The organism is Pseudorhodoplanes sp., assembly GCF_035565795.1.
GTDB lineage: Bacteria > Pseudomonadota > Alphaproteobacteria > Rhizobiales > Xanthobacteraceae > Pseudorhodoplanes.
In genome coordinates, this window is the sequence record NZ_DATMRV010000232.1 from 1 (window position 1) to 21,717 (window position 21,717).

The following is a 21,717-nucleotide window of genomic DNA, read 5'->3' on the forward strand; positions in this document are numbered from 1 at the left end:
CGACGGATAATGGTCGTGTTGCCTTCGCGGACGATGGTGCGATCGCCTTCGCGAATGAGGGTGCGATTGCCTTCGCGGACCTCGCGGCGTTCCTGCCGCAGATCGTCGAGGCGGCGGATGTCGCGACGGTCGTCACGACGATCCTGTCGCGCATCCTGCCGATCGTCACGACGATCCTGCCGGGAGTCCTGACGATCATCGCGTCGGTCCTGACGCGTATCCTGCCGCTGCGGGGCGTCGCGACGTTGATCGGCGGCCGGGGGCACCGGACGGCCAGCCGGCGCCGTCGAGGGCGGCGGGGTATCTTGTCGGGCCGCCGGCGGAGTCACTGGCGCCGCTGGTGTCGCGGGCGGCACCGGCTGGCTCGTGGTCGGGGCGGCGGGCGGCTGACGCTGATCGCGGCGATCCTGTCGCGTGTCTTGGCGATTATCTTGCCGATCCTGCCGGCGGTCCTGACGCGAATCCTGCCGCTGCTGCGGGGTCTGGGCGGCCGGCGGCGTCTGCGCGGCTGGGCCTGCGCGCCCGGCGGGAGGCGGAGGTGTCTGCGCCGCAGGTGCTGCTGGGCGTGCTGCTGGCGGGGGTGGAGCGGTTCTGGCAGCCGGCGGAGGCGGCGGAGCGGGCCGTGCTGCGGCAGGCGGAGGAGGGGCAACAGGTCGTGCCGCGGCGGGCGGCGGCGGTGCAGGGCGGGCCGCTGCTGGCGGCGGCGGTGCGGGTCTCGCAGCCGGCGCTGCGGGCGGCGCGGCCTTCGGCGCAGGCTTTGCGGCGGGCTTCTTCGGATCAGCAGGGGCTGGCGCCTGTGCGAGCTGCAGGAGGCCAGCCGGCTGGGCCGCCATTGCAGGTTGAACCAGGGTCAGCACGGGCACGGCCGCACTGGCCAAAAGTATGGCTTTCAATCGCATTCGTGAGCTCGCTTTGTCTTCTAGGGAGAGCGTTCCGGAAGTCCGTCTCGTTGCGAACTCATGACGAGTTCGTTCTGCAGACGCATGCACTATGGCATGCGAATCAGCGCTGATACGGCGAGATCATGACGCTTGCGCGGCGAATTGCTGAAAGCCCGTACATGCTGCGACGCGGCAGCAACCCGATCGCCCGGGCTCAATTCATCGCGACCTTTTTGTTGTCGCCCATGTCGGGACGCTTTCCCGTGGCGGCGGCGATCGCCATCTTGACCGTGCTGACGACCTTGCCCGGTCCTTCCCAATACTGGGCGTCCTCGGGCGTGACCTTGAGCATGCGGATATTGGGATCGTCCGGTGAGTCCCACCACGCCTTGGCGGGCGTGGACCACAGTTCGCGAATCACGCCGCGATCGGCAGACACTTCTGCCTGACCCGACAGCGACACGAAACGCTCGCTCCCCGGATCGGCAAAGGCGAGGCAGACCTTCGGGAATTTCCGGATATCGTCGTCCTTGTGATGACGGGCATCGGTCAGAAAATAGATCGCGTTGTTCTTGCGCCGCACGAACGCACCCATCGGGCGCGAGCTCAGTTCATGGCCATCCCAGCTCGCAAGCATGCAGATGGAAATCTTCTCCATCAGGTCCCACACGCGTTCGGCGTCGTCACTCATCTGCTGCACTCCTTCGGGCCGGCCGGCGACACACGGTAACACGCAGGATCGAGAGACGTTCCCGGGTGAGCTTGCGTCATCCGGACCGAGCACCGCAAAACAAAATGGCCGGGCATCGCTGCCCGGCCATTCGTTTTCAAGACGCGGTCACCAAGCGGGTAACGCGCAAATCAGACCTGCCGCTCGACCATCATCTTCTTGATGTCGGCGATTTCCTTTGCCGGATTGAGACCCTTCGGACAGGCTTTCGAGCAGTTCAGGATGGTGTGGCAGCGATAGAGCCGGAACGGGTCCTCGAGGAAGTCGAGTCGTTCTCCCTTGGCCTCATCGCGCGAGTCCTTGAGCCAGCGGCCGGCCTGCAGCAACGCGGCCGGGCCGAGATAGCGGTCGCCGTTCCACCAATAGCTCGGGCAGGATGTCGTGCAGCAGGCGCAAAGGATGCATTCGTAGAGACCGTCGAGCTTCGCGCGGTCCTCTTCGCTCTGCCGCCATTCCTTCTGCGGCTGCGGCGTTTCGGTCTTCAGCCACGGCTGCACCGAGGCATATTGCGCGTAGAACTGCGTGAGATCGGGCACGAGATCCTTCACCACCGGCATATGCGGCAGCGGAGAAATCTTCACCTCGCCCTTGATCTCGTCCATGCCGCGCGTGCAGGCGAGCGTGTTCTGGCCGTCGATATTCATCGCGCAGGAGCCGCAGACGCCTTCGCGGCATGAGCGGCGGAAGGTCAGCGTCGCGTCGATGTTCGACTTGATCCAGATCAGCGCATCCAGAACCATCGGGCCGCAATCGTCGGTGTCGACCTTGTAGGTGTCGACGCGCGGATTGTTGCCGTCATCCGGATTCCAGCGATAAACGCGAAACTCGCGCTCGTTCTTCGCGCCCGGCTTGCCGGGCCAGGTCTTGCCTTCGGTGACCTTGGAATTCTTCGGCAGCGTGAACTCGACCATCTTGATCTCTCAGTTTGGCGTACACCCGGCCAAGCGGAGCCGGGCGCCGCGCCTTCAGGCTTCAGCTTCCACAAGTTCGGGCCGCTTTGGTGCAAGCCCCATCAGCACGAACAGCGAGCGGACGATCCAGCCCGCAATGACGATGAGCAGGAGTGCGAGCCCGGATTCGGCGAGGTAGGTCGCGTAGCGGGCATTCGCGAAGTTCAGGTGGCCGGTCTGCATCGCCATATCGACGCCGTCCTTGAGGTAGGGCAGCTCGCTCAGTGCCAAGGATCCGGATTGCAGGCCGATCAGGACCACAAGGCCGACATGGATCAGTCCGAGGACAACCCCGGCGACCAGCGCAGTCAGAAAGGAGCGGCTGCACAGGCCGGCGATCACGGCCATGCAGGCCAGGATGACGTTCACGATCATGACGGGTTCAAGCATGGGATACTCCTCGCTCTTGGCTTACGCTGAGGAGTTTCCATGCATAAACCGGACCGCACCCGGTCCGGGCCGCCAAACAATGCGGTTTGACGGTCATCCGCATCAGTACACGCGCGCCTTCGGCTCGATGTAGGTGATGTCGTTCGTCATCGTGTAGGTATGCACCGGCCGATATTCGATCGTCACATTGCCGGTCTTGGGATCGAACCAGGCGAGCGTGTGCTTCATCCAGTTCTTGTCGTCACGCTCCGGATAATCCTCGCGCGCATGCGAACCGCGGCTCTCGGTACGGTTCAGCGCCGAATCCATCGTCACCACGGCCTGTGCGATGAGATTGTCGAGTTCCATGGTCTCGACCAGATCTGAATTCCAGGTCAGCGAGCGGTCGGTGACATGCAGGTCGGGCATGCCGCCATAGACCTCGTGGATCAGCTTGTGACCTTCCTGCAGGGTCTCGCCGGTGCGGAACACCGCGCAATTGTTCTGCATGACCTTCTGCATCTTGAGCCGCAGCTGCGCCGTCGGCGTGCCGCCGCTGGCGTGGCGGAACTTGTCGAGGCGGGACAGCGCGAGATCGGCCGAATCCTTCGGCAGCTCGGGCTGCTTGCCGTTCTTCTCGACGGTCTGACTGCAGCGCTCCGCCGCGGCGCGGCCGAATACCACGAGGTCGATCAGCGAGTTCGAGCCGAGCCGGTTGGCGCCGTGCACCGACACGCAGGCGGCTTCGCCGATCGCCATCAGGCCCGGCACGACGGTGTCGGGATTGCCGTTCTTCTTGGTCAGAACCTCGCCGTGGAAGTTCGTCTGGATGCCGCCCATGTTGTAGTGAACGGTCGGCAGCACCGGGATCGGCTCTTTCGTGAGATCGACGCCGGCGAAGATGCGCGCGCTCTCGGAAATGCCCGGCAGGCGCTGGTGCAGCACCTCCGGCGTCAGGTGATCGAGATGCAGGAAGATGTGATCCTTGTTCTTGCCGACGCCGCGGCCTTCACGGATCTCGACCGTCATCGACCGCGAGACGACATCGCGCGAGGCAAGGTCCTTCGCTGACGGCGCATAGCGCTCCATGAAGCGCTCGCCCTCGGAATTGACGAGATAACCGCCTTCGCCGCGCGCGCCTTCGGTGATCAGGCAGCCGGAGCCGTAAATGCCGGTGGGATGGAATTGCACGAACTCCATGTCCTGCAGCGGCAGGCCGGCGCGCAGCACCATCGCGTTGCCGTCGCCGGTGCAGGTATGCGCGGAGGTGGCGGAGAAGTAGGCGCGGCCGTAACCGCCGGTCGCAAGGATCGTCATGCTGGCGCGGAAGCGATGGATCGAACCGTCATCGAGCTTGAGCGCGACGACGCCGACGCAGCGGCCTTCCTGGTCCATGATCAGGTCGATGGCGAAATATTCGATGAAAAATTCCGCCGAATAGCGCAGCGACTGGGAATACAGCGTGTGCAGCATGGCGTGACCGGTGCGGTCGGCTGCGGCGCAGGTGCGCTGCGCAATGCCCTTGCCGAAGTCGGTCGTCATGCCGCCGAACGGACGCTGGTAAATCTTGCCGTCTTCGGTACGCGAGAACGGCACGCCCCAGTGTTCGAGTTCATAGACGGCTTCGGGTGCGTTGCGCACCATGTACTCGATCGCGTCCTGGTCGCCGAGCCAGTCCGATCCCTTGACGGTGTCGTACATGTGCCAGCGCCAGTCGTCCGGCCCCATATTGCCGAGCGAGGCTGCGATGCCGCCCTGTGCCGCGACGGTGTGCGAACGCGTGGGGAACACCTTGGTGATGCACGCGGTCTTCAGTCCCGCCTGGGCGCAGCCGACCACCGCGCGCAGCCCGGAGCCGCCCGCACCGATGACGACGACGTCGAAGGTGTGATCCTCGATGGGGTAGGCGGCGCCGGTCACAGCGGGCCCACAATTCGGTTTGCTGCCGTTGGTCTTTGCATTCATGGCATCAAACTCCGAAGGACAACTTCACCAGCGCGTAAAGACAGGACAGGCCGATGACAAAACAGAAGAAGGTGTTGCACATGATCAGCGTGAGCTTCATGTCGCTATGCACGTAATCCTCGATGATCACCTGCATGCCGAGCCACATGTGGTAGGCGCTCGCGATCACGAACAGCATGATGGTGATCGCGACGAATGGCGAACCGAGGATCTGCGTGGCGGCGGCGTGATTGCGCCCGAGCAGTCCGATGATGATGACCACGAAGATGATGGTGAGCGGGACCAGTGCAACTGAGCTGACCCGCTGCTTCCAGAAATGGTCGGTGCCGGAATGCGCCGAGCCGAGGTAGCGAACGCGCGACAGCGGTGTGCGCATGGAGGTCTGCTTGTCGCTCATCGTGCGCCTCCCATGAAGATAAAGCCGACGATCCAGATCAGCAGCGTGAGACCGATCGAGCCGATCAGGGTGGCGAGGGTCAGCCACTCGCGCTCGGCCGGGCCGAAGCCGCGGCCGGTGTCCCAGATCAGGTGGCGGACGCCGCCGAGCATGTGGTGGATCAGGGCCCACGTGTAGCCAAACAGGATCAGCAGCCCGATGATCGAGCCCATGAAGGCCTGGACCTTGGCATAAGCGGTCGGGCCGGCGGCCGCTGCCAGCAGCCACCAGGCCATCAGAAGCGTGCCGAAAAACAGCGCACCGCCAGTGATGCGGTGGACGATCGACATCATCATAGTCAGCGTCATCCGGTAGATGCCGAGATGAGGCGACAGCGGTCTTTCGATCGGGCGGCGGGTATGTGCCATTCGCGTCCAACTCCAGCCGGCGCAGGGGCCGGAATACTTTAGCCCCCGGAGCATGAGCCGGCGGTCAAAATGACCGTCCGGCTGCCGGAAGCCGCAGATCTGGCTGCCTTAGAGGCAGTCAAATTTCGGAAACCGCGAACCAATATCCCTATTTCTGATGCGCGCAATAAGCATTTGGAGTAGGCTGCCTTCGCCGTTTCCGAAGGCTGATGCCACAATTAAAGAGTTTCCAAGAGACGACCTTGCGATTCGACATACCTGACCTGAGCCTGTTCAGGCACGTGGTGGAGGCTGGCAGCATCACGCAGGGTGCGGCTCGGGCCAATCTTGCGCTGGCAGCGGCCTCGACGCGCATCCGGAACATGGAGGACGCCATCGGCGCCCCGCTGCTGATCCGGAACCGGCAGGGCGTGACCCCGACCCAGGCCGGCCGGACATTGCTTCAGCACGCCCGGACCATCCTCGCCCAGGCCGAGCGGCTGCGTGAGGATCTCGGCGCCTATTCGGGCGGCTTTTTCAGCCAGGTCCGGATCCTGTCGAATACCAATGCACTGACCGAGTTTCTGCCGGACGTCCTGAGTCCGTTTCTTGCGGCGCATCCGCATGTCAGCGTCGATCTCGAGGAGCGGCTGTCGGACGAGATTGTCGGTCTGATCGGCGAAGGCGTCGGCGACATCGGGATCGTGGCCGGCACGGTAGACACCAGCCAGCTGGTGACCTTCCCGTTCCGCAGCGACCGCTTCGTGCTGGTGGTCTCGCGCGATCATCCGCTGGCGCGGCGCGAAAAGGCGGCCTTTGCCGATGTGCTGGACTTCGACTTTGTCGGCCTCGACCGCGCCAGTGCCCTGCAGCGCTTCCTGGCCGACAAGGCGAGCCGGCTGGGGCGGCCGCTGAAGCTGCGCGTTCAGCTGCGTTCGTTCGATGGCGTGTGCCGCCTCGTCGAGCGTAATGCCGGGATCGGGATCGTGCCGGAGACGACGGTGCGATCGGCCGCGCGCTCCATGGCGATCAAGGCGGTCGATCTCACCGATACCTGGGCCGTGCGCGATCTGACGATCTGCGTTCGCGACGTCGCGGCGCTGTCGCCCTTCGCGCGACAGCTGGTCGAGCACATGCGCCGGGGATAGATCCCGCTCAGCGCGGGATCAGCACCCAGTAATCGAGATCGAGGATCACGGCCGGATCGTCCTCGTCGCCGTTCTTCAGCGGGAATCCGGCGCACGGCTTATCCTTGGTCGCGATGGTGCGCACGCGCAGCGCTCCGAGATCGCTTCGTTGCGGCAGCTCCGCTTTGGCCAGAATTTCCGACCATGCAAACACGGTGTTGCCCGCAAAGAGCGGCGCGACATGGCGGCCGCCATTGATGGCGGCGACGTGAAACGCGTTGGCGAGCCCGTTGAACGAGAGCGATCGCGCGAGCGAGATCACGTGTCCGCCATAGATCAGGCGGCGGCCGAAACGGCCCTGGCCTTCGATGAATTGGTTGAAGTGGATGCGCGCGGTGTTCTGATATAGCCGCGTTGCAATCATGTGCTCCGCCTCTTCGACCGTCACACCATCGATGTGGTCGATCTTTTCGCCGACGTTGTAATCGGCAAAGCGATGAGCACTTCCGGCAAGGAGATTGTCATACGCGCCGGTGTCGATCGGCGGGCACGCATCGCCGAGCATTTTCGGATCGAGCGCCGTCGGCAGGCGCGGCACGTGTTCTCCCTGAGGGGCGGCCTTTTCGTCGCGCTTCCTCACCATCACCCAGCGGACATATTCCAGAACCTGCGTCCCGTCCGATCGATAGCCGACCGAGCGCACGAACACGATGCCGGTCTTGCGGCTGGAATTTTCCTTAAGCCCGATCACCTCCGATACGGCGTTGAGCGTGTCGCCGGGATAAACCGGGGCGAGGAAGCGGCAATTCGCGTAGCCGAGATTGGCCACCGCGTTCAGCGAAACGTCCGGCACGGTCTTGCCGAACACGATGTGAAACACGAGAAGGTCGTCGATCGGCGAGCGCGGATACCCGATGCTTTTGGCAAAGGCATCGGACGATTGAACCGCAAAACGCGCGCCGAACAGGCCATTGTAAATTGCCACATCGCCGGTGGTGACCGTGCGCGGCGTGGCGTGCCGAAGGATCTGTCCGATCCGAAAATCTTCAAAATAATTTCCTGAAGCAGTCTTGGTCATTGGTGGGTCGTGCGCTGTGCGCCCTTCTCGATACCGGCGGCTGGTATCAACGATGGGTCCGAACCCGCGTCAAGCCCTCCACGCGTCAAGCAATCGTCCGGCGCCACAATTCTGCGTCAGCGCTCACGAACGCGTGAGACGGGCGGCGCGTGAAACTCTGTTCGCCAGCGAGCGTAGCTTGCACGACGACGACGATATGGTTGGCGACTGAGCGCTCCGCTCCGGGCGAACCCTGCCGCGCGTCTTGAAGGCGGATGGTCCGCCGCAAACTCACGTAAGGGAGCAAATAATGTTCAACCGCATGACACTGATGACCGCAGCCGCCACGCTCGCATTCGTTGCGACGGCAGCCGCGCAGGACAAGAACCCGATGGTGGGTGGCGCGCCGATGTTCTCGAACAAGACGATCGTCGAGAACGCCATCAATTCCAAAGACCACACCACGCTTGTGGCGGCGGTCAAGGCTGCCGGTCTCGTCGATACGCTGTCCGGCAAGGGACCGTTCACGGTGTTCGCGCCGACCAATGCTGCCTTCGCGAAACTTCCGGCCGGAACCGTCGAGACGCTGATACGGCCGGAGAACAAGGCCACGCTGACCAAGATCCTGACCTGCCATGTGGTCTCGGCGAACGCGCTGTCGTCCGCGATCAACAAGATGATCGCCGATGACAGGGGAACGCACCCGGTCAAGACCGTGGGCGGCTGCGTGCTGCAGGCGAAGAAGGACGGCAACCGGATCACGCTCACGGACGAGAAGGGCGGGGTTGCCACGGTGACCATCGCCGACGTGCGCCAGTCCAACGGCGTCATCCATGTGATCGACAGCGTCCTGCTGCCGGCGAGCTAAAGGCAAATACCGCGCCGGGAACAGCCATGCCCGGCGCGGTGTTCCCTCGTCAGGTGGGGTCGAGGGCCATGGCCATGACAGCAACGACAATTGGCGCACAGGACCGCTCGCGCCCGGTCATCCACCCGGTCTGGGTGCGGATCACGCACTGGATCAATGCCGTCGCGGTGCTGATCATGATCATGTCGGGCTGGCAGATCTATAATGCGTCGCCGCTGTTTGCCTTCAGCTTTTCGCCGTCCATCACGCTCGGCGGTTGGCTCGCCGGTGCGCTGCTGTGGCATTTCGCGGCGATGTGGCTGTTCGTGGTGAACGGCCTGATCTATGTCGCACTCGGCATCGTCACCGGCCGTTTTCGCCGCAAGCTGCTGCCCATCTCGTCGTATGATCTGTTTGCGACGGTTCGCGACGCGTCTCGCTTTCGCCTCTCGCACGATGACCTGTCGGTCTACAATGCCGTGCAGAAGCTGCTCTATCTCGGCGTGATCGTTGCGGGCTTCGTTGTCGCGCTGTCCGGACTCGCGTTGTGGAAGCCGGTGCAGCTGCAGACGCTGACAGCCATCTTTGGTGGCTACGACGCAACGCGTTACGTGCATTTTTTTGCGATGGCGACGATCGTCGGCTTCCTTGTGATCCATGTCGTGCTGGCATTGGTCGTTCCGAAGAGCCTGCGCGCGATGATCACCGGACGATAGGAGGACGAGATGAAGCGCTTACGCCGTCTCATTCCCGGCGTCGATCAGAAGCTCCTGCTCAAGGATGCCGGCAAGATCATGCCCGATCCGGCGCGCCGCGCCTTCCTGCGCGGCGGGTTATCGCTCGGGGCGCTGACCATGCTCACCGGCTGCGACATCGTCGATTCGATTTCGGCCGAAAAGGTTCTGCGCAAGGTGTCAGAATTCAATGACGGTGTGCAGGCGTGGCTGTTCGATCCGAACCAGCTCGCTCTGACCCATCCGAAAAGCGCGATCACGAAGCCCTTCCCGTTCAACGCATATTATGCGCTCGAGGATGCTCCCGATATCGACGGCAAGGACTATCGATTTGAGGTCGGCGGACTTGTCCAAAGCACGAAGCCCTGGACACTGGACGAACTTTATGCGCTGCCGCAGGAGACGCAGATCACGCGGCATATCTGCGTTGAAGGCTGGAGCGCGATCGGTAGTTGGACCGGCGTGCGGCTTTCGGAATTCCTTCGCCGCGTCGGCGCCGACACCCGCGCGAAATATGTCTGGTTCCAATGCGCCGAGGGCTATTCGACCACCATCGACATGCCGACCGCGCTGCATCCGCAAACGCAGCTCACATTCAAGTTCGGAGACGAGATTCTGCCGCGTGCCTATGGCTATCCGATGAAGTGCCGGATGCCGACCAAGCTCGGCTTCAAGAATCCGAAATACATCATTGCCATGCACGTCACCAACAAGGATCTCGGCGGCTATTGGGAGAACCAGGGCTACAACTGGTTCAGCGGATTGTAGGAGCCGCCATCCGTTCGCTCACCAGTTCCGCGTGCACGAGATAGCGCATCGGTCCCGGCATTTTCGCATCCAGCGGCCAGCAGGTGGCGAGGATCAGATTGCGGCCGTCGGCAAACGGATCGATGCCGGACTGATCCCAGCGCACGACCGATGTGTGCGTGACGCGAAAGCGGTGCGTGTCGCCGGTTCTCAATGTCACGACGATCTCGTCGCCCGCGGTCACATCCTTCAGGAAGCGGAAGTGCGTGTCGCGATGTGCGGAATACACGGCGGTGCCGGCTCCGCCTGCATGCGGCGTCGTCTCGACATGACCGGGACCGAAGGCAAGCGCCTGGCCGCTCGACCCGTGCAGCACGATGACGTTCGCGTTCAGCCTTGGCACTTCGATCCGGGCGGTCGGCCAGGTATCGGCCCATGTCCAGGGCTTGGTATCGGCGCCGGTCGCCAGCGTTTCGGCGAAGGCACGTTCGAGCAGCAGCTGGGCGAGTCTTGCTTTGGCGTGCATCCACAAACCCTGGGCTGACAAGACAAGCCCGGCGATACCGAGAACGATCGCGACCAGCATGGCCACATGCGTGCGCCGGACTCGCAGCGAAAGAAGAATGCGCGCACGCAGGGGGACGTCTGGAAGACTGCGTGCGCGCCGGAGAGGCATGGGCGAGATGCCGCTCCCTTGCGGCGTACGGGCGATCAGCCTGGAAGCTCTGACGATCCCGTGCGCCGTGTTCATGGTCGTGTCCGCAAGAGGTCTTCAGCGCCACGTCAGGCCCGCGCGCCAACGCACGCGGGCCATGATGATGAGGCTGAGGAAGACCAGGATGAAGCCCGCAATCATCCGCAGATCGGCATCGGTTGCGGTCTTGGGCAACATCACGCCATGGGTGGTCGCAGCACCGGTGGAAACGACCATGGGCGCGGCTGCGACCGGCACAGTGCGGGCATATCTGAGAGCGACCGCGTCCGCCGTCGGTTTCGCCATCACCTCGCGCTGCGGCGCATCGGTGCGATCGTGTTGCGGATGGAGCTGTTGCGCACGATCGCTCTGGCGTTCCGGCTGCGGGCGTTCTCCGAACACCTTGTCGAAGTCCCAGCCGGCCGGAAGGTTGAGCGGCAGATCGGCACGCGAGAGTTTCGCGCCATCGGGGCGGCTGGGCGTCTTGTCGACCGCGACAAGGCTTGTCAGCCGCGTAACGAGCTGATGGTCGAGGCCGAGCGCGAAAATGCGCTTGTCGGTCTCTTCGGGAGTCATCTTGCGCAGCGTCTTCGCAACCTCGGCATCAGCGATCTTGCGGCGCGCCCACAGCTTCGACAGGCCCTGTCCTTCAGCGGCCTTGGCGATCGGAAGCGTCACGGTCCATGGCTGGTCGCCGATGCGGCCCTTGATGTCCATCGTGCCGTCGAGCGTCGAGACCTTGGCGGCCAGCACCAGCGGCTCGCCACGATAGAGATCGGGAACCAGCTCGGGGGTGATATCCGCCTTCGCCGCCGAGAAGCTCACGGAAAGATTCGTCACCGCCGGGCTCTCGAGCTTCTCGAACAGCGCGCGCATGCGCTCCTCGACCTGCTCGGCCGAGCCGATATGAGTGAAGGTGCCGCGGCCGATCTCCGCCGCGCGCGTCATCAGGAAGGAGTTCGGTGCGGAACCGATCCCGACCATGAACACGCGCGAGCGTCCGCGCATTGCCGCCAGCGTGTCGAACAATTGCTGTTCGTTGCCGATAGCGCCGTCGGTCAGAAAAACGACCTGGCGGAGCGAATTCGCATCCGCCGGGCGCGTATCGGTGAGTGCCGCCCGCAGCGCCGGCACCATCTCCGTGCCGCCACGCGCCTGCAGGGCGTCGACGAAAGCCCTGGCACGCGCGATGTTGTCCGCATTCGCCGGCACGCTGTCGCTGAACAGCACGTCATAGGTGTTGTCGAACCGGATGACGTTGAAGCGATCCGAGGGCTTCAATCGATTGAGCGCATAGATCAGGCTGGCCTTTGCCTGCACGATCGAGGTCCCGCCCATCGAGCCGGAATTGTCGATGACGAAGACCGCTTCGCGTGCCCGCTGCTCCTGTTGCTGCTCGGCAGCGGGCGGTGTGACGAAAGCCAGCAGATAATCGTCGTTGCCGACGCGTTCGCGGAACAGTCCGACGGAGGGTGCGGCGTTTGCAGCCGACGTCCAGGTCAGCTCGAAATCGCGATCGGCCGGCAGCGGACCTTCGGCAAGCTTGATCACCTGCGTGTCGGCGGATTCGGTGTCCGTCGCGATCTTGTGGTGATGGCTCTTCACGTTGGCGAGCGGGAAGCCGGCCTGCAGGCGCACCGTGATCTGAACCGGATTGACCGGCGCATCGGCGCGCGGATCGAGCACTGGTGGCTCGATGCGGTCGCGATCCGGCACCGGATCGGCGGTCTTGCCCCAACCGGAATTCGAGCCTTGTCCGTCGGCACCGAAGTCTACGGTCTGCACGATTGGCTTCGGGTTGTAGCGCGGCCCGACCACGAGCGGGATGCGGAGCGAGAAGGTGCCGGCGCTCTGCTTCACCGGCGCCTGATATTCGAGCTGCACGAGCACGGTTTCGCCCGGTCCGATATTGGCGACCGAGTTGGTGAAGATGTTCGGGCGCTCCTGCTCGATCAGCGTGGTCTTGTAGCCCGACGCCTTCGCCTGCTCGTAGATTGCCCGGGCGCTCTGGCGCTCCTTGATCTCGCCGATGATCACCCGTTCGCCGATCACCATCTTGAGCGAATCGACCGCGCCATCCTCGGGCAGCGGATAGACATAAATCGCCTCGACCCAGTTGCCGGTGTGGTTATGAAAGATCTGCGTCACGCGGCCACGGATGGTCGGACCGCTGACCGTGAGGTCGTAATCGGCGCCGAGCCGCGGCGCTTCGACATAGTCGTTGCCGTCACGCATGAGCAGTGAACCGGTCTTCACCTGTCCCGCGCCGGCCGGATTCGCCTGTGCGAAACCACCCTGCAGACAGACGAAAAAAGCCGCAATTGCTATGACAATCGCGACAACGATTTGCGGAATTCGGGCAAACGCCCGCAGGGATTGTCGCGGGCGACCGGGCCAGATTTGAACAAGATGACGATTAGCCGTCTCGGCGGACATTGCAGTCGCTCCCATGGTTGCCGCTTTGATGCGAAACCTTCCACACCCTTGTTGGTGCACGTGGGAGCCCGAACATTCGAGCGTCATGTTCGCGATTGTTTTGCAACGGGGCGCCGTCGCGTTGCGGATTTTGTGATGGTCTGTGCGGATTGGTGAGGAAAGGGACGGGGCGGGGAGTCGATGCTGGTGTCCGAGAAGCAGCTTACATCCGAACTGAGCCGCAAAGTCGCGGCGACGATTCGAGAAGAGATCGCCCGCCGCCGCATGTCGCGTCAGCAACTTGCCGAGCGCGCCAAGATCAGCATTTCGACACTGGAGAAAGCGCTGGCCGGGCGCCGCCCATTCACGCTTGCGACAACAATCAGGCTGGAAGAAGCGCTTGGTGTGACGCTGCGCAACGGCAACGGTGCGCCTCATATATCGGATGCCAGCACGAACGGGATCGCGCCGGATGATCTCGGCGCGTATGCGCGACGCTCGGTGTTGTGGATCGAGGGCACCTATCTCACGCTGCGTCCGTCATTCGGCGAGAGCGGTGCGATCTACGCCTACCGGACCGACATCGCCTGGGACGATCAGCAGTCGAGCCTGATCTTCCGCGAGTCAGAACGGTCCGATTCCGACTTCACGCAATATGGCAGCGTGGCGGTACCCAACCAGTCGGGCCACATCTATCTCGTCACCAACCGTCACGGTCAGTATCGACTGATTACGGTGTCGCGGCCGACCATCACCGGCGAGATGTATGGCATTCTGACGACGTTGCTCGCCGGGCGCGGCTCGCATCTAACGCCGATCGCGGCGCCGATCGCGTTCGTGCCACTCGGCTCTGTGCCGGATGCGTCCTTCGGACGGGTCGCGGCGGATCACGCCATGCACGACCGGTATCAGGCGTATCTCAAGCGTACGCTCGACGAACCGTTCGCGATGTTTCTGCCTGTCGCGTGAGGGCGGCTACTACGCGTTGTGCGATGTCGCGTTGCCGTGGCGGTCCATCTCGGTCCCGCAATTCGCGCAGGTCCAGCCGCCCCACATCAGTTGCCTGAAGGAGTTCGGCCGGCGCCAGAATGGCTGCGGGGTCGCGCAGTTGGGGCATCTGATCGCTGCGAAATTGGCGCGGCCGATGAAGAAGAACGCGTAGAGGCCAAACAGCAGCGGGAGTGACATCCGGACGGCGCCATCGAACTGGCCGATCGCCAGATTCAGGATGATGGCAATCGCGAGCACGCCGACAGAGCCGGCCAGCACCGCTTTCAGAATCGGAACGAACTTGCGCATGGCGCCCTCCATCTCGGCTTTTGGTCGCACTCAGGGGCCCGGAGGTTCGAAAATGCCGGTGGCGCTTGTCATTTCCGGCGGGGGCCTTTAGCACTCCGCCGGTTTCCATCCTGTGAGGCGCATTTATGGCCACCTACAATCTCCTTCTGCTTCCCGGCGACGGCATCGGCCCAGAGGTTATGGCCGAGGTCAAAAAACTGATCGATCTGTTCAACAAGAAGGGGATCGCCAACTTCACCTACGACGAAGACCTGGTCGGCGGCGCCTGCTATGAGGCGCACAAGGTCTCGATTACCGACGCAACCATGGCCAAGGCGGACGCTGCGGACGCGGTGATCTTCGGAGCGGTCGGCGGACCGCAGTGGGACAAGGTTCCCTACGAGGTGCGTCCTGAGGCGGGCTTGCTGCGCCTGCGCAAGGATCTCGGCCTTTATGCAAATCTGCGCCCGGCCGTGACCTATCCGGCGCTGGCCGATGCCTCCTCGCTGAAGCGCGAGCTGGTCGAGGGTCTCGACATCATGATCCTGCGCGAGCTGACCGGCGGCGTCTATTTCGGTGAGCCCAAGACGATCACGGATCTCGGCAACGGCCAGAAGCGCGCTGTCGATACGCAGGTCTACGACACCTACGAAATCGAGCGGATCGGCCGTGTGGCGTTCGAGCTGGCGCGCCAGCGTCGCAACAAGGTGACCTCGATGGAGAAGCGCAACGTCATGAAGACGGGCGTGCTCTGGAACGAGGTGATCACCGACCTGCATGCGCGCGAATTCAAGGATGTGCAGTTCGAGAGCCAGCTGGCTGATTCCGGCGGCATGCAGCTCGTGAAGAACCCGAAGCAGTTCGACGTGGTGGTCACCGACAACCTGTTCGGCGATCTGCTGTCCGATATCGCGGCGATGCTCACCGGCTCGCTCGGCATGCTGGCGTCCGCCTCGCTCGGCGAAGTCAATCCGAAGACGGGGAAGCGCAAGGCGCTGTACGAGCCCGTGCACGGCTCGGCGCCGGATATCGCCGGCAAGGGCATCGCGAACCCGATCGCGATGATCGCCTCGTTCGGAATGGCGCTCCGCTATTCCTTCGGCATGGGCAAGGAAGCCGACATGGTCGATGCGGCGATCTCGTCGGTGCTCGCGCGTGGACTTCGCACCGGCGACATTGCCGCGAAGGGCGAAAAGACCGTCGGCACGGCCGAGATGGGTCAGGCGATCGCCGAGGAAATCGAAAAGGCCGCGTAATCCGGCGGCCGCCATCCGGAAAAGAAAAAGCGCGGGTCATGCCCGCGCTTTTTTCGTTTCGAGACCTTTAGCGGCTCACCACCAGTCGACCCGGCCCGGCCAGGGCCGTCCGCCCGGGGTATCGAATGGGCCGTTGAACGGGTTGCGACTCCAGGTCTGGTTCGGAACGGCATCGGTGATCGCCGAATAGCCGTAGGGCTCGGCATATTCGCGATACTTGTATTCGCCCGGAATCAGTTCCGGTCCCGGATCGAGATAGGAGCGCGACCGCACCACGACGCGCGGACGCGGCCGATGCCGGTAATCGCGCGCCTGGTTCGAATAGAAGAACATGTCGTCCGTCGACTGTCGCTTCCGGGTCTGGGCATCTGCCGACCCGGCGGTCAGGCATATCGCGCCGCCGATAACGGCCGCGGCCACGGAGGCTAGCAGGGACAGGCGCATCTTCGTCCTCGTCGATTCAATTGGAAATCACTTTAGCTGGCTTTGGTTCCTGGCAACAAGGTCCGCGCCCGGTTGACCGCCTGCAACCGCGTCCGAACGCCATCGGTGTGGCCGATTGACCACGAACTCCAACGCATTAGGATTATTGAATGCGTGGCACGGAGATGCCGCGGCGACGGAACGGCATGATGATGCCGGCAGGGAGGTTACAAATGATGAAGATCGAACGATCTCTCGAGGAACTTTACGCCGACGATCCGGAGCGTGCGGACACCGTTGCGTTTGGCCGCAAGACCGGGGTCGACCGGCGCGGATTCCTTGGCGGCGCCGGCCTCGCGGCGATGGGCGCCGTTGTTGGCGGCTCCATTCCGTTCGCAGCCAATATGCCGGGAGGCCTTGTTCCGGCGGCGATGGCGCAGGACAAGCCGGCCGCGCCCGCAGCGCCGGCTGCGAAAGGACCGACCTATCTGAATTTCCCGGGCAAGAGCGACAAGCTGGTCGTGCTCGGAGAAAAGCCGCTCGTTGCCGAGACGCCCGAGGCTCAACTCGACGACGATACGACGCCGACCGAGAAATTCTTCGTCCGGAATAACGGGCAGATTCCGGATGAGGCGAAAGACGCCGACAAGTGGAGGATCAAGATCGACGGCGAGGTCAACAAGCCGATCGACATCACGCTCGGAGAGCTGAAGGCGAAGTTCAAGCCGGTGACGCGCCGCATGGTGCTGGAATGCGGCGGCAACGGCCGCTCCTTCTTCACCCCGCAGGCGCGCGGCAATCAATGGACCAATGGCGGTGCAGGTTGTGCTGAGTGGACCGGCGTTCGCGTCGCAGATGTCCTGAAGGCTGCGGGCGTGAAGCCTTCGGCGGTGTTCAGCGGTCATTACGGTGCCGACCCGCATCTGTCCGGCGACACGAGCCGCGTTGCGATCTCGCGCGGCGTTCCGATCAAGAAGCTGATGGACGAGAACAATCTCATCGTCTGGGCAATGAACGGACAACCGCTGCCTAACATTCACGGTGGTCCGGTGCGTCTCCTCATCGGCGGATGGCCGGGATCTGTCTCGGCTAAATGGCTCAACCGCATCTGGATCCGCGACAAGGTTCACGACGGCCAGGGCATGGGCGGCACGTCGTATCGCGTGGCCATCAATCCGATGGTGCCGGGCGGCAAGGCCGACGAGAAGAACTTCAGAGATCTCGAGTCCATGCCGGTTCGCTCCATCATCACCAACCCGGCGGACGGGACAAAGATTCCGGCTGGCACGCGCGAGGTGAAGCTGCGCGGTGCGTCATGGGCCGGCGATTACGAAGTGAAGCAGGTCGACGTGTCGCTCGATTACGGTGCGACCTGGCAGCGCGCGCAGCTCGGCAAGCCGAAGAACAAGTATGACTGGCAGCGCTGGACCGCGAATGTGAAACTGCCGTCGGACGGTTATTTCGAAATCTGGACGCGCGGGACCGATTCCCGCGGGATCGCTCAGCCGCATGTCGCAGGGTTCTGGAATCCGCAGGGCTACGGAGCCAATCCGATGCACCGCGTGCGCGTCCTCGTCGGCTGATCGCACGATGATGTCCTGGATGTACCGACTGACCGCCGCGCTGATGGCGCGGCGGTTCATCTGCGCGCTGACGCTCGCATCGATCTGCGTTGCGCCATTATCCGTTGAGGCGCAGCAACAGCGCATCTTCGCGCCGACCGACGAGAAACCGGAGGATCTTCCGGCAGGTCCCGGCCGCGAAGAGACTTTTTATTCCTGCACGCCGTGCCACGGCTTCAAGATCGTCGCGCAGCAGGGCATGACCCGCGCGCAATGGGACGATTCGCTGAACTGGATGACCGCACGGCATGGGATGAACAGGATCGAGGGGGACGACCGCAAGTTGATCCTCGATTATCTCGAGCGGCATTATCCGCCGACGCAACGCGGAAGCCCCAATCCGTTCCTGAATTGATGATCGTTTCCGGCCGCGTCGGAAAGCCGCTGCCGATTGACCGTCGATCGTCGCGCCAACGATGATAGGCAGGCGTCGCGGGCGGACGCACGAGGGGGACAATGCCGGGGAATGCTCACAAAAGCGACGCACTTGTTGTGCTCGGCGAAGCGCCATTCGTTGCGGAGACGCCCGCAAGTCAGCTCGATGACGACACCACGCCGACGGATAAGTTCTTCATACGCAACAACGGCCTTACGCCGGCGCGTGCGCACGATCCGGATCGCTGGACGGTCACGATCGATGGCGAAGTCCAGAACCCTCTCGCGCTGACGCTCGACGCGCTTAGAGCCAGGTTCGAGACCGTCACGCTTCGCATGGTGCTGGAATGCGGCGGCAATGGGCGCTCCTTCTTCGATCCGCCGACGCGTGGCGTTCAGTGGACGAATGGCGGTGTTGGCTGCGCCGAATGGACCGGTGTGCGCGTCGCCGATGTGCTGAAAGCGGCCGGCGTGAAATCATCCGCAGTCTTCAGCGGCCATTTCGGCGCTGACCCCGATCTCTCCGGTAGCACTGATCGTCAGGCCATGTCGCGCGGCGTGCCGATCGCCAAGCTGATGGAAGAGCACAATCTGATCGTGTGGGGCATGAACGGAAAACCGCTGGACCACATCCACGGATTTCCGGTGCGGCTGGTGATCGGAGGATGGCCGGCTTCGGTCTCGACCAAGTGGCTGACGCGGATCTGGATTCGCGATCGTGTGCATGACGGGCCGGGCATGGGCGGCATGGCGTATCGCGTGCCGATCGAACCGATCGCGCCGGGCGATTTGATCGACGAGTCGAATCTTCGCGATCTCGAATCGATGCCGGTGCGCTCGATCATCACCAATCCGGCAGACGGGACAAGGCTCCCCCCGGGAACGCGCGAGATTTCGCTGCGCGGCGCAGCCTGGGCCGGCGACCACGATGTGCAGCAAGTGTCGGTCTCGATCGATCGTGGCGCCACATGGCAGGACGCCTCGCTCTGTGCGCCGCGCAACAGATATGACTGGACGCGCTGGACAGCGCGCGTGCCGCTTCCGTCGGACGGTTATTTCGAGATCGGCTCGCGTGCGACGGACAGCCGCGGCGTATCGCAGCCTTACGTTGCGAACTTCTGGAATCCCGAAGGCTACGGCGCAAATCCGGTTCACCGCCTCAGGGTTCGGGTGGGCTGAGGGCGCACGCGCCTATCGCGCGATCCGTCCGCGCAGCCGTGGCTTCGGTTCGACGGACAGGGCGGTCTCGCTGCCGGGCCGCTTCGGTGTTGCGTAGAGCAGATGATCGCGCATCCCGCAGAAGCTGCGCTTCAGTTCGGCCTGTGCGAACAGGCGCGCGATATCGGGATCGCTGCCGGCGGACATCAGCGTCAGCCGATCGAGCGCGCAGGAGATCACCGAACGATCGACCAGCAGGTTCATGTTGCAGGACAGGCCGCTGATCTGCACGCGGGGCGTCTCGAAACTGCGCACGAACCCGATGCAGTTGTAGCCGTTGAACGGGCCGATCGCGAATTCGTAGGTCTGGAACGGGCCGAACTTGGACGGGATCGGCATTGCGCTTCGCAAGCCGCTGACGCGACCCTGTTCGGCAGCCAGTTCGCGCACGTCGTCGGACGGGCGGCCGAAGTCGCCGATCTCGCGTCCGGCGCGATAGATCTCGAAATTAATGAAGCGCTGCGTGCGACCGAGTTCGCCGAATGACAGGGTATCCCTGCGGCCCCCGCCCTCGGCATGCCGGCGGATGGCGTAGCGGGTTTCGTCCTCGCCGAAGCCCGGGATCGACAGCTCGAAGGCCGGCCACGGCTTGTCGACCTCGATCCAGGCCGGGCGCTGCGGCGCATCGGATTGTGCAATCAGCTCCGGTTGCTTGAAGAACTCCGCCGCGATCAGCGACAGCGCGCCGATGGCGCCCAGATAAGCGAGGATACGGACCAGCGCGGCACGGAACTCGGCCGGCAGGACGAAGGGCTCGCTCGCGACCAGCGCGACGCGTCGCCATTCGAAGGCGCGTAGGGCGGCCTGTGTCGTCCGCCAGCCCAAGGTTTCGATCCCGCGGCCGATCGCATCGAGGGCTCCGGTCGCCGCCGCGCTCGCCCGTTCCGCGACCAGCTTTCCGTCGAGCGCGAGCCCGGCCCGAAACCGCAGCACGGACAGCTGGCGTCTCAGGCCGCTGCGCAGTGCCAGGACGTGCGGACGCAGCAGCGCAGAGGCACCTGTATCAGCAACGCGCGCAAAAGGCTGCGACGGGGCGCTTCCGGCCCCGGACTGCACTTCAAAAACCCTCAAAAACAGCCTCCCTCGGCGGCCTTTCAGGCCGACGTTGTCACGGCTGTCTTTCTCGCTTAGAAGCGCCTCCGTCCGGGTTTCTGCAGCAGCGAAATACCGGCAATTTTCCCTCGGAGAGTGAACGATGGGTTACAAGGTCGCGGTGGTCGGCGCCACGGGAAATGTGGGCCGGGAAATGCTCGATATCCTTGCTGAACGGCGGTTTCCCGCCGACGAGGTGGTCGCGATTGCGTCGCGCCGCTCGCAGGGCGTTGAGGTCTCCTATGGAGACAAAACTCTGAAAGCGACCGCGCTCGAGCATTATGATTTTTCCGGCGTCGATATCTGCCTGATGTCCGCCGGCGGCACCGTGTCCAAGGAATGGTCGCCGAAGATAGCCGCGCAGGGCGCGGTGGTAATCGATAACTCGTCGGCCTGGCGCTACGACTCGGATGTGCCGCTGATCGTGCCCGAGGTGAATGCAGACGCGATTGCGGATTTCCGCAAGAAGGGCATCATCGCCAATCCGAACTGCTCGACAGCGCAGCTCGTCGTCGTGCTGAAGCCGCTGCATGATGCGGCGACGATCAAGCGCGTCGTTGTCTCGACCTATCAATCGGTCTCCGGCGCCGGCAAGGACGGCATGGACGAGCTCGATCGCCAGACCAAGGCGGTCTATTCGCTCGGCGAACTCGAGGTAAAGAAATTCACCAAGCGCATCGCCTTCAACGTCATTCCGCACATCGACGTCTTCATGGATGACGGCTTCACCAAGGAAGAGTGGAAGATGATGGCGGAGACCAAGAAGATCCTTGATCCGAAGATCAAGCTGACTGCCACCTGCGTGCGCGTGCCGGTCTTCATCGGCCACTCGGAAGCAGTGAATATCGAGTTCGAGAAAGAGATGACCGTCGATCAGGCGCACGAAATCCTGCGCAACGCGCCGGGCGTACTGGTCGTCGACAAGCGCGAGAATGGCGGTTACGCGACGCCGTATGAAGCCGCTGGCGACGACGCGACCTATGTCAGCCGCGTGCGTGAGGATTCCACCGTCGAGAACGGCCTCGCGCTGTGGTGCGTCTCGGACAATCTGCGCAAGGGCGCGGCGCTCAATGCGATCCAGATCGCGGAGTGCCTGATCAACCGCAAGCTGATCACCGCGAAGCAGAAGGCGGCCTGATTTTCCTTTCCCCTCT

The 21,717-nt window shown here is 63.5% G+C and carries 23 protein-coding genes; 10 read left to right on the forward strand and 13 right to left on the reverse strand.

The window, feature by feature from the left end; genetic code table 11:
- From VNZ93_RS20620 to sdhC, 7 genes are all read right to left on the reverse strand, one after another.
- The coding region (locus VNZ93_RS20620) for a hypothetical protein (protein ID WP_325709638.1) at positions 1 to 266 on the reverse strand (266 nt) is incomplete at its 3' end.
- 829 nt (positions 267 to 1,095) lie between these two features.
- On the reverse strand, positions 1,096 to 1,572 hold the full coding sequence (locus VNZ93_RS20625) for a pyridoxamine 5'-phosphate oxidase family protein (protein WP_325709640.1): 477 nt from the start codon (positions 1,570 to 1,572) through the stop codon (positions 1,096 to 1,098).
- 170 nt (positions 1,573 to 1,742) lie between these two features.
- Positions 1,743 to 2,522: a succinate dehydrogenase iron-sulfur subunit gene (locus tag VNZ93_RS20630; protein ID WP_325709643.1), complete on the reverse strand. Its 780-nt coding sequence runs from the start codon at positions 2,520 to 2,522 to the stop codon at positions 1,743 to 1,745.
- A gap of 54 nt (positions 2,523 to 2,576) precedes the next feature.
- Entirely contained in the window at positions 2,577 to 2,951 is a 375-nt protein-coding gene (locus tag VNZ93_RS20635; protein ID WP_325709646.1) for a hypothetical protein, read from the reverse strand.
- A 102-nt stretch (positions 2,952 to 3,053) separates the two neighbouring features.
- Entirely contained in the window at positions 3,054 to 4,895 is a 1,842-nt protein-coding gene (gene sdhA / locus VNZ93_RS20640; protein ID WP_325709649.1) for a succinate dehydrogenase flavoprotein subunit, read from the reverse strand.
- Positions 4,896 to 4,899: 4 nt separating this feature from the next.
- Positions 4,900 to 5,292: a succinate dehydrogenase, hydrophobic membrane anchor protein gene (gene sdhD, locus VNZ93_RS20645; protein WP_325709652.1), complete on the reverse strand. Its 393-nt coding sequence runs from the start codon at positions 5,290 to 5,292 to the stop codon at positions 4,900 to 4,902.
- Entirely contained in the window at positions 5,289 to 5,699 is a 411-nt protein-coding gene (gene sdhC / locus VNZ93_RS20650) for a succinate dehydrogenase, cytochrome b556 subunit (RefSeq protein ID WP_325709655.1), read from the reverse strand. Before sdhC ends, sdhD begins: the two co-directional genes overlap by 4 nt.
- A gap of 242 nt (positions 5,700 to 5,941) precedes the next feature.
- On the opposite strand from sdhC, the gene VNZ93_RS20655 reads away from it, so the two are divergent.
- Positions 5,942 to 6,826 (forward strand): LysR substrate-binding domain-containing protein, encoded by an 885-nt coding sequence (locus VNZ93_RS20655; RefSeq protein ID WP_325709658.1) that lies wholly within the window; start codon positions 5,942 to 5,944, stop codon positions 6,824 to 6,826.
- A 7-nt stretch (positions 6,827 to 6,833) separates the two neighbouring features.
- On the opposite strand, the gene VNZ93_RS20660 is transcribed toward VNZ93_RS20655, so the two are convergent.
- Positions 6,834 to 7,883 (reverse strand): MaoC family dehydratase, encoded by a 1,050-nt coding sequence (locus tag VNZ93_RS20660; RefSeq protein WP_325709661.1) that lies wholly within the window; start codon positions 7,881 to 7,883, stop codon positions 6,834 to 6,836.
- A 289-nt stretch (positions 7,884 to 8,172) separates the two neighbouring features.
- Between VNZ93_RS20660 and VNZ93_RS20665 the strand changes: the two genes are divergently transcribed.
- The 3 genes from VNZ93_RS20665 to VNZ93_RS20675 all read left to right on the forward strand — a co-directional run bounded on the left by VNZ93_RS20665 (position 8,173) and on the right by VNZ93_RS20675 (position 10,211).
- Positions 8,173 to 8,730, forward strand: coding sequence for a fasciclin domain-containing protein (locus tag VNZ93_RS20665; protein WP_414710143.1), 558 nt, complete (start codon positions 8,173 to 8,175; stop codon positions 8,728 to 8,730).
- Positions 8,731 to 8,804: 74 nt separating this feature from the next.
- On the forward strand, positions 8,805 to 9,425 hold the full coding sequence (locus VNZ93_RS20670) for a cytochrome b/b6 domain-containing protein (RefSeq protein WP_325709663.1): 621 nt from the start codon (positions 8,805 to 8,807) through the stop codon (positions 9,423 to 9,425).
- A gap of 9 nt (positions 9,426 to 9,434) precedes the next feature.
- A complete protein-coding gene (locus tag VNZ93_RS20675; protein ID WP_325709666.1) occupies positions 9,435 to 10,211 on the forward strand; it encodes a molybdopterin-dependent oxidoreductase in 777 nt (258 codons plus the stop codon).
- Here VNZ93_RS20675 and VNZ93_RS20680 read toward each other — a convergent pair.
- Complete coding sequence (locus tag VNZ93_RS20680; protein ID WP_325709669.1) at positions 10,198 to 10,941, reverse strand: class GN sortase; 744 nt, start codon at positions 10,939 to 10,941, stop codon at positions 10,198 to 10,200. The genes VNZ93_RS20675 and VNZ93_RS20680 overlap by 14 nt on opposite strands.
- A gap of 21 nt (positions 10,942 to 10,962) precedes the next feature.
- A complete protein-coding gene (locus VNZ93_RS20685) occupies positions 10,963 to 13,335 on the reverse strand; it encodes a marine proteobacterial sortase target protein (RefSeq protein ID WP_414710144.1) in 2,373 nt (790 codons plus the stop codon).
- A 165-nt stretch (positions 13,336 to 13,500) separates the two neighbouring features.
- Here VNZ93_RS20685 and VNZ93_RS20690 point away from each other — a divergent pair, with 165 nt between their 5' ends.
- Positions 13,501 to 14,268, forward strand: a complete 768-nt coding sequence (locus tag VNZ93_RS20690; RefSeq protein WP_325709671.1) for a helix-turn-helix transcriptional regulator — start codon at positions 13,501 to 13,503, stop codon at positions 14,266 to 14,268.
- Positions 14,269 to 14,277: 9 nt separating this feature from the next.
- Here VNZ93_RS20690 and VNZ93_RS20695 read toward each other — a convergent pair whose 3' ends face one another.
- Entirely contained in the window at positions 14,278 to 14,598 is a 321-nt protein-coding gene (locus VNZ93_RS20695; protein ID WP_325709674.1) for a hypothetical protein, read from the reverse strand.
- 125 nt (positions 14,599 to 14,723) lie between these two features.
- Here VNZ93_RS20695 and leuB point away from each other — a divergent pair, with 125 nt between their 5' ends.
- A complete protein-coding gene (gene leuB, locus VNZ93_RS20700) occupies positions 14,724 to 15,833 on the forward strand; it encodes a 3-isopropylmalate dehydrogenase (RefSeq protein WP_325709677.1) in 1,110 nt (369 codons plus the stop codon).
- A gap of 75 nt (positions 15,834 to 15,908) precedes the next feature.
- On the opposite strand, the gene VNZ93_RS20705 is transcribed toward leuB, so the two are convergent.
- Positions 15,909 to 16,277: a hypothetical protein gene (locus VNZ93_RS20705; protein ID WP_325709680.1), complete on the reverse strand. Its 369-nt coding sequence runs from the start codon at positions 16,275 to 16,277 to the stop codon at positions 15,909 to 15,911.
- A gap of 212 nt (positions 16,278 to 16,489) precedes the next feature.
- Between VNZ93_RS20705 and VNZ93_RS20710 the strand changes: the two genes are divergently transcribed.
- From VNZ93_RS20710 to VNZ93_RS20720, 3 genes are all read left to right on the forward strand, one after another.
- Positions 16,490 to 17,839 (forward strand): sulfite oxidase, encoded by a 1,350-nt coding sequence (locus VNZ93_RS20710; RefSeq protein WP_325709683.1) that lies wholly within the window; start codon positions 16,490 to 16,492, stop codon positions 17,837 to 17,839.
- Between the two features lie 19 nt (positions 17,840 to 17,858).
- Entirely contained in the window at positions 17,859 to 18,233 is a 375-nt protein-coding gene (locus VNZ93_RS20715) for a hypothetical protein (RefSeq protein ID WP_325709686.1), read from the forward strand.
- A gap of 101 nt (positions 18,234 to 18,334) precedes the next feature.
- A complete protein-coding gene (locus tag VNZ93_RS20720) occupies positions 18,335 to 19,432 on the forward strand; it encodes a sulfite oxidase (protein WP_325709689.1) in 1,098 nt (365 codons plus the stop codon).
- Positions 19,433 to 19,444: 12 nt separating this feature from the next.
- On the opposite strand, the gene VNZ93_RS20725 is transcribed toward VNZ93_RS20720, so the two are convergent.
- Positions 19,445 to 20,404: a hypothetical protein gene (locus VNZ93_RS20725; RefSeq protein WP_325709692.1), complete on the reverse strand. Its 960-nt coding sequence runs from the start codon at positions 20,402 to 20,404 to the stop codon at positions 19,445 to 19,447.
- Between the two features lie 262 nt (positions 20,405 to 20,666).
- On the opposite strand from VNZ93_RS20725, the gene VNZ93_RS20730 reads away from it, so the two are divergent.
- Positions 20,667 to 21,701: an aspartate-semialdehyde dehydrogenase gene (locus VNZ93_RS20730; RefSeq protein WP_325709694.1), complete on the forward strand. Its 1,035-nt coding sequence runs from the start codon at positions 20,667 to 20,669 to the stop codon at positions 21,699 to 21,701.
- The last annotated feature ends 16 nt before the right edge of the window (positions 21,702 to 21,717 follow it).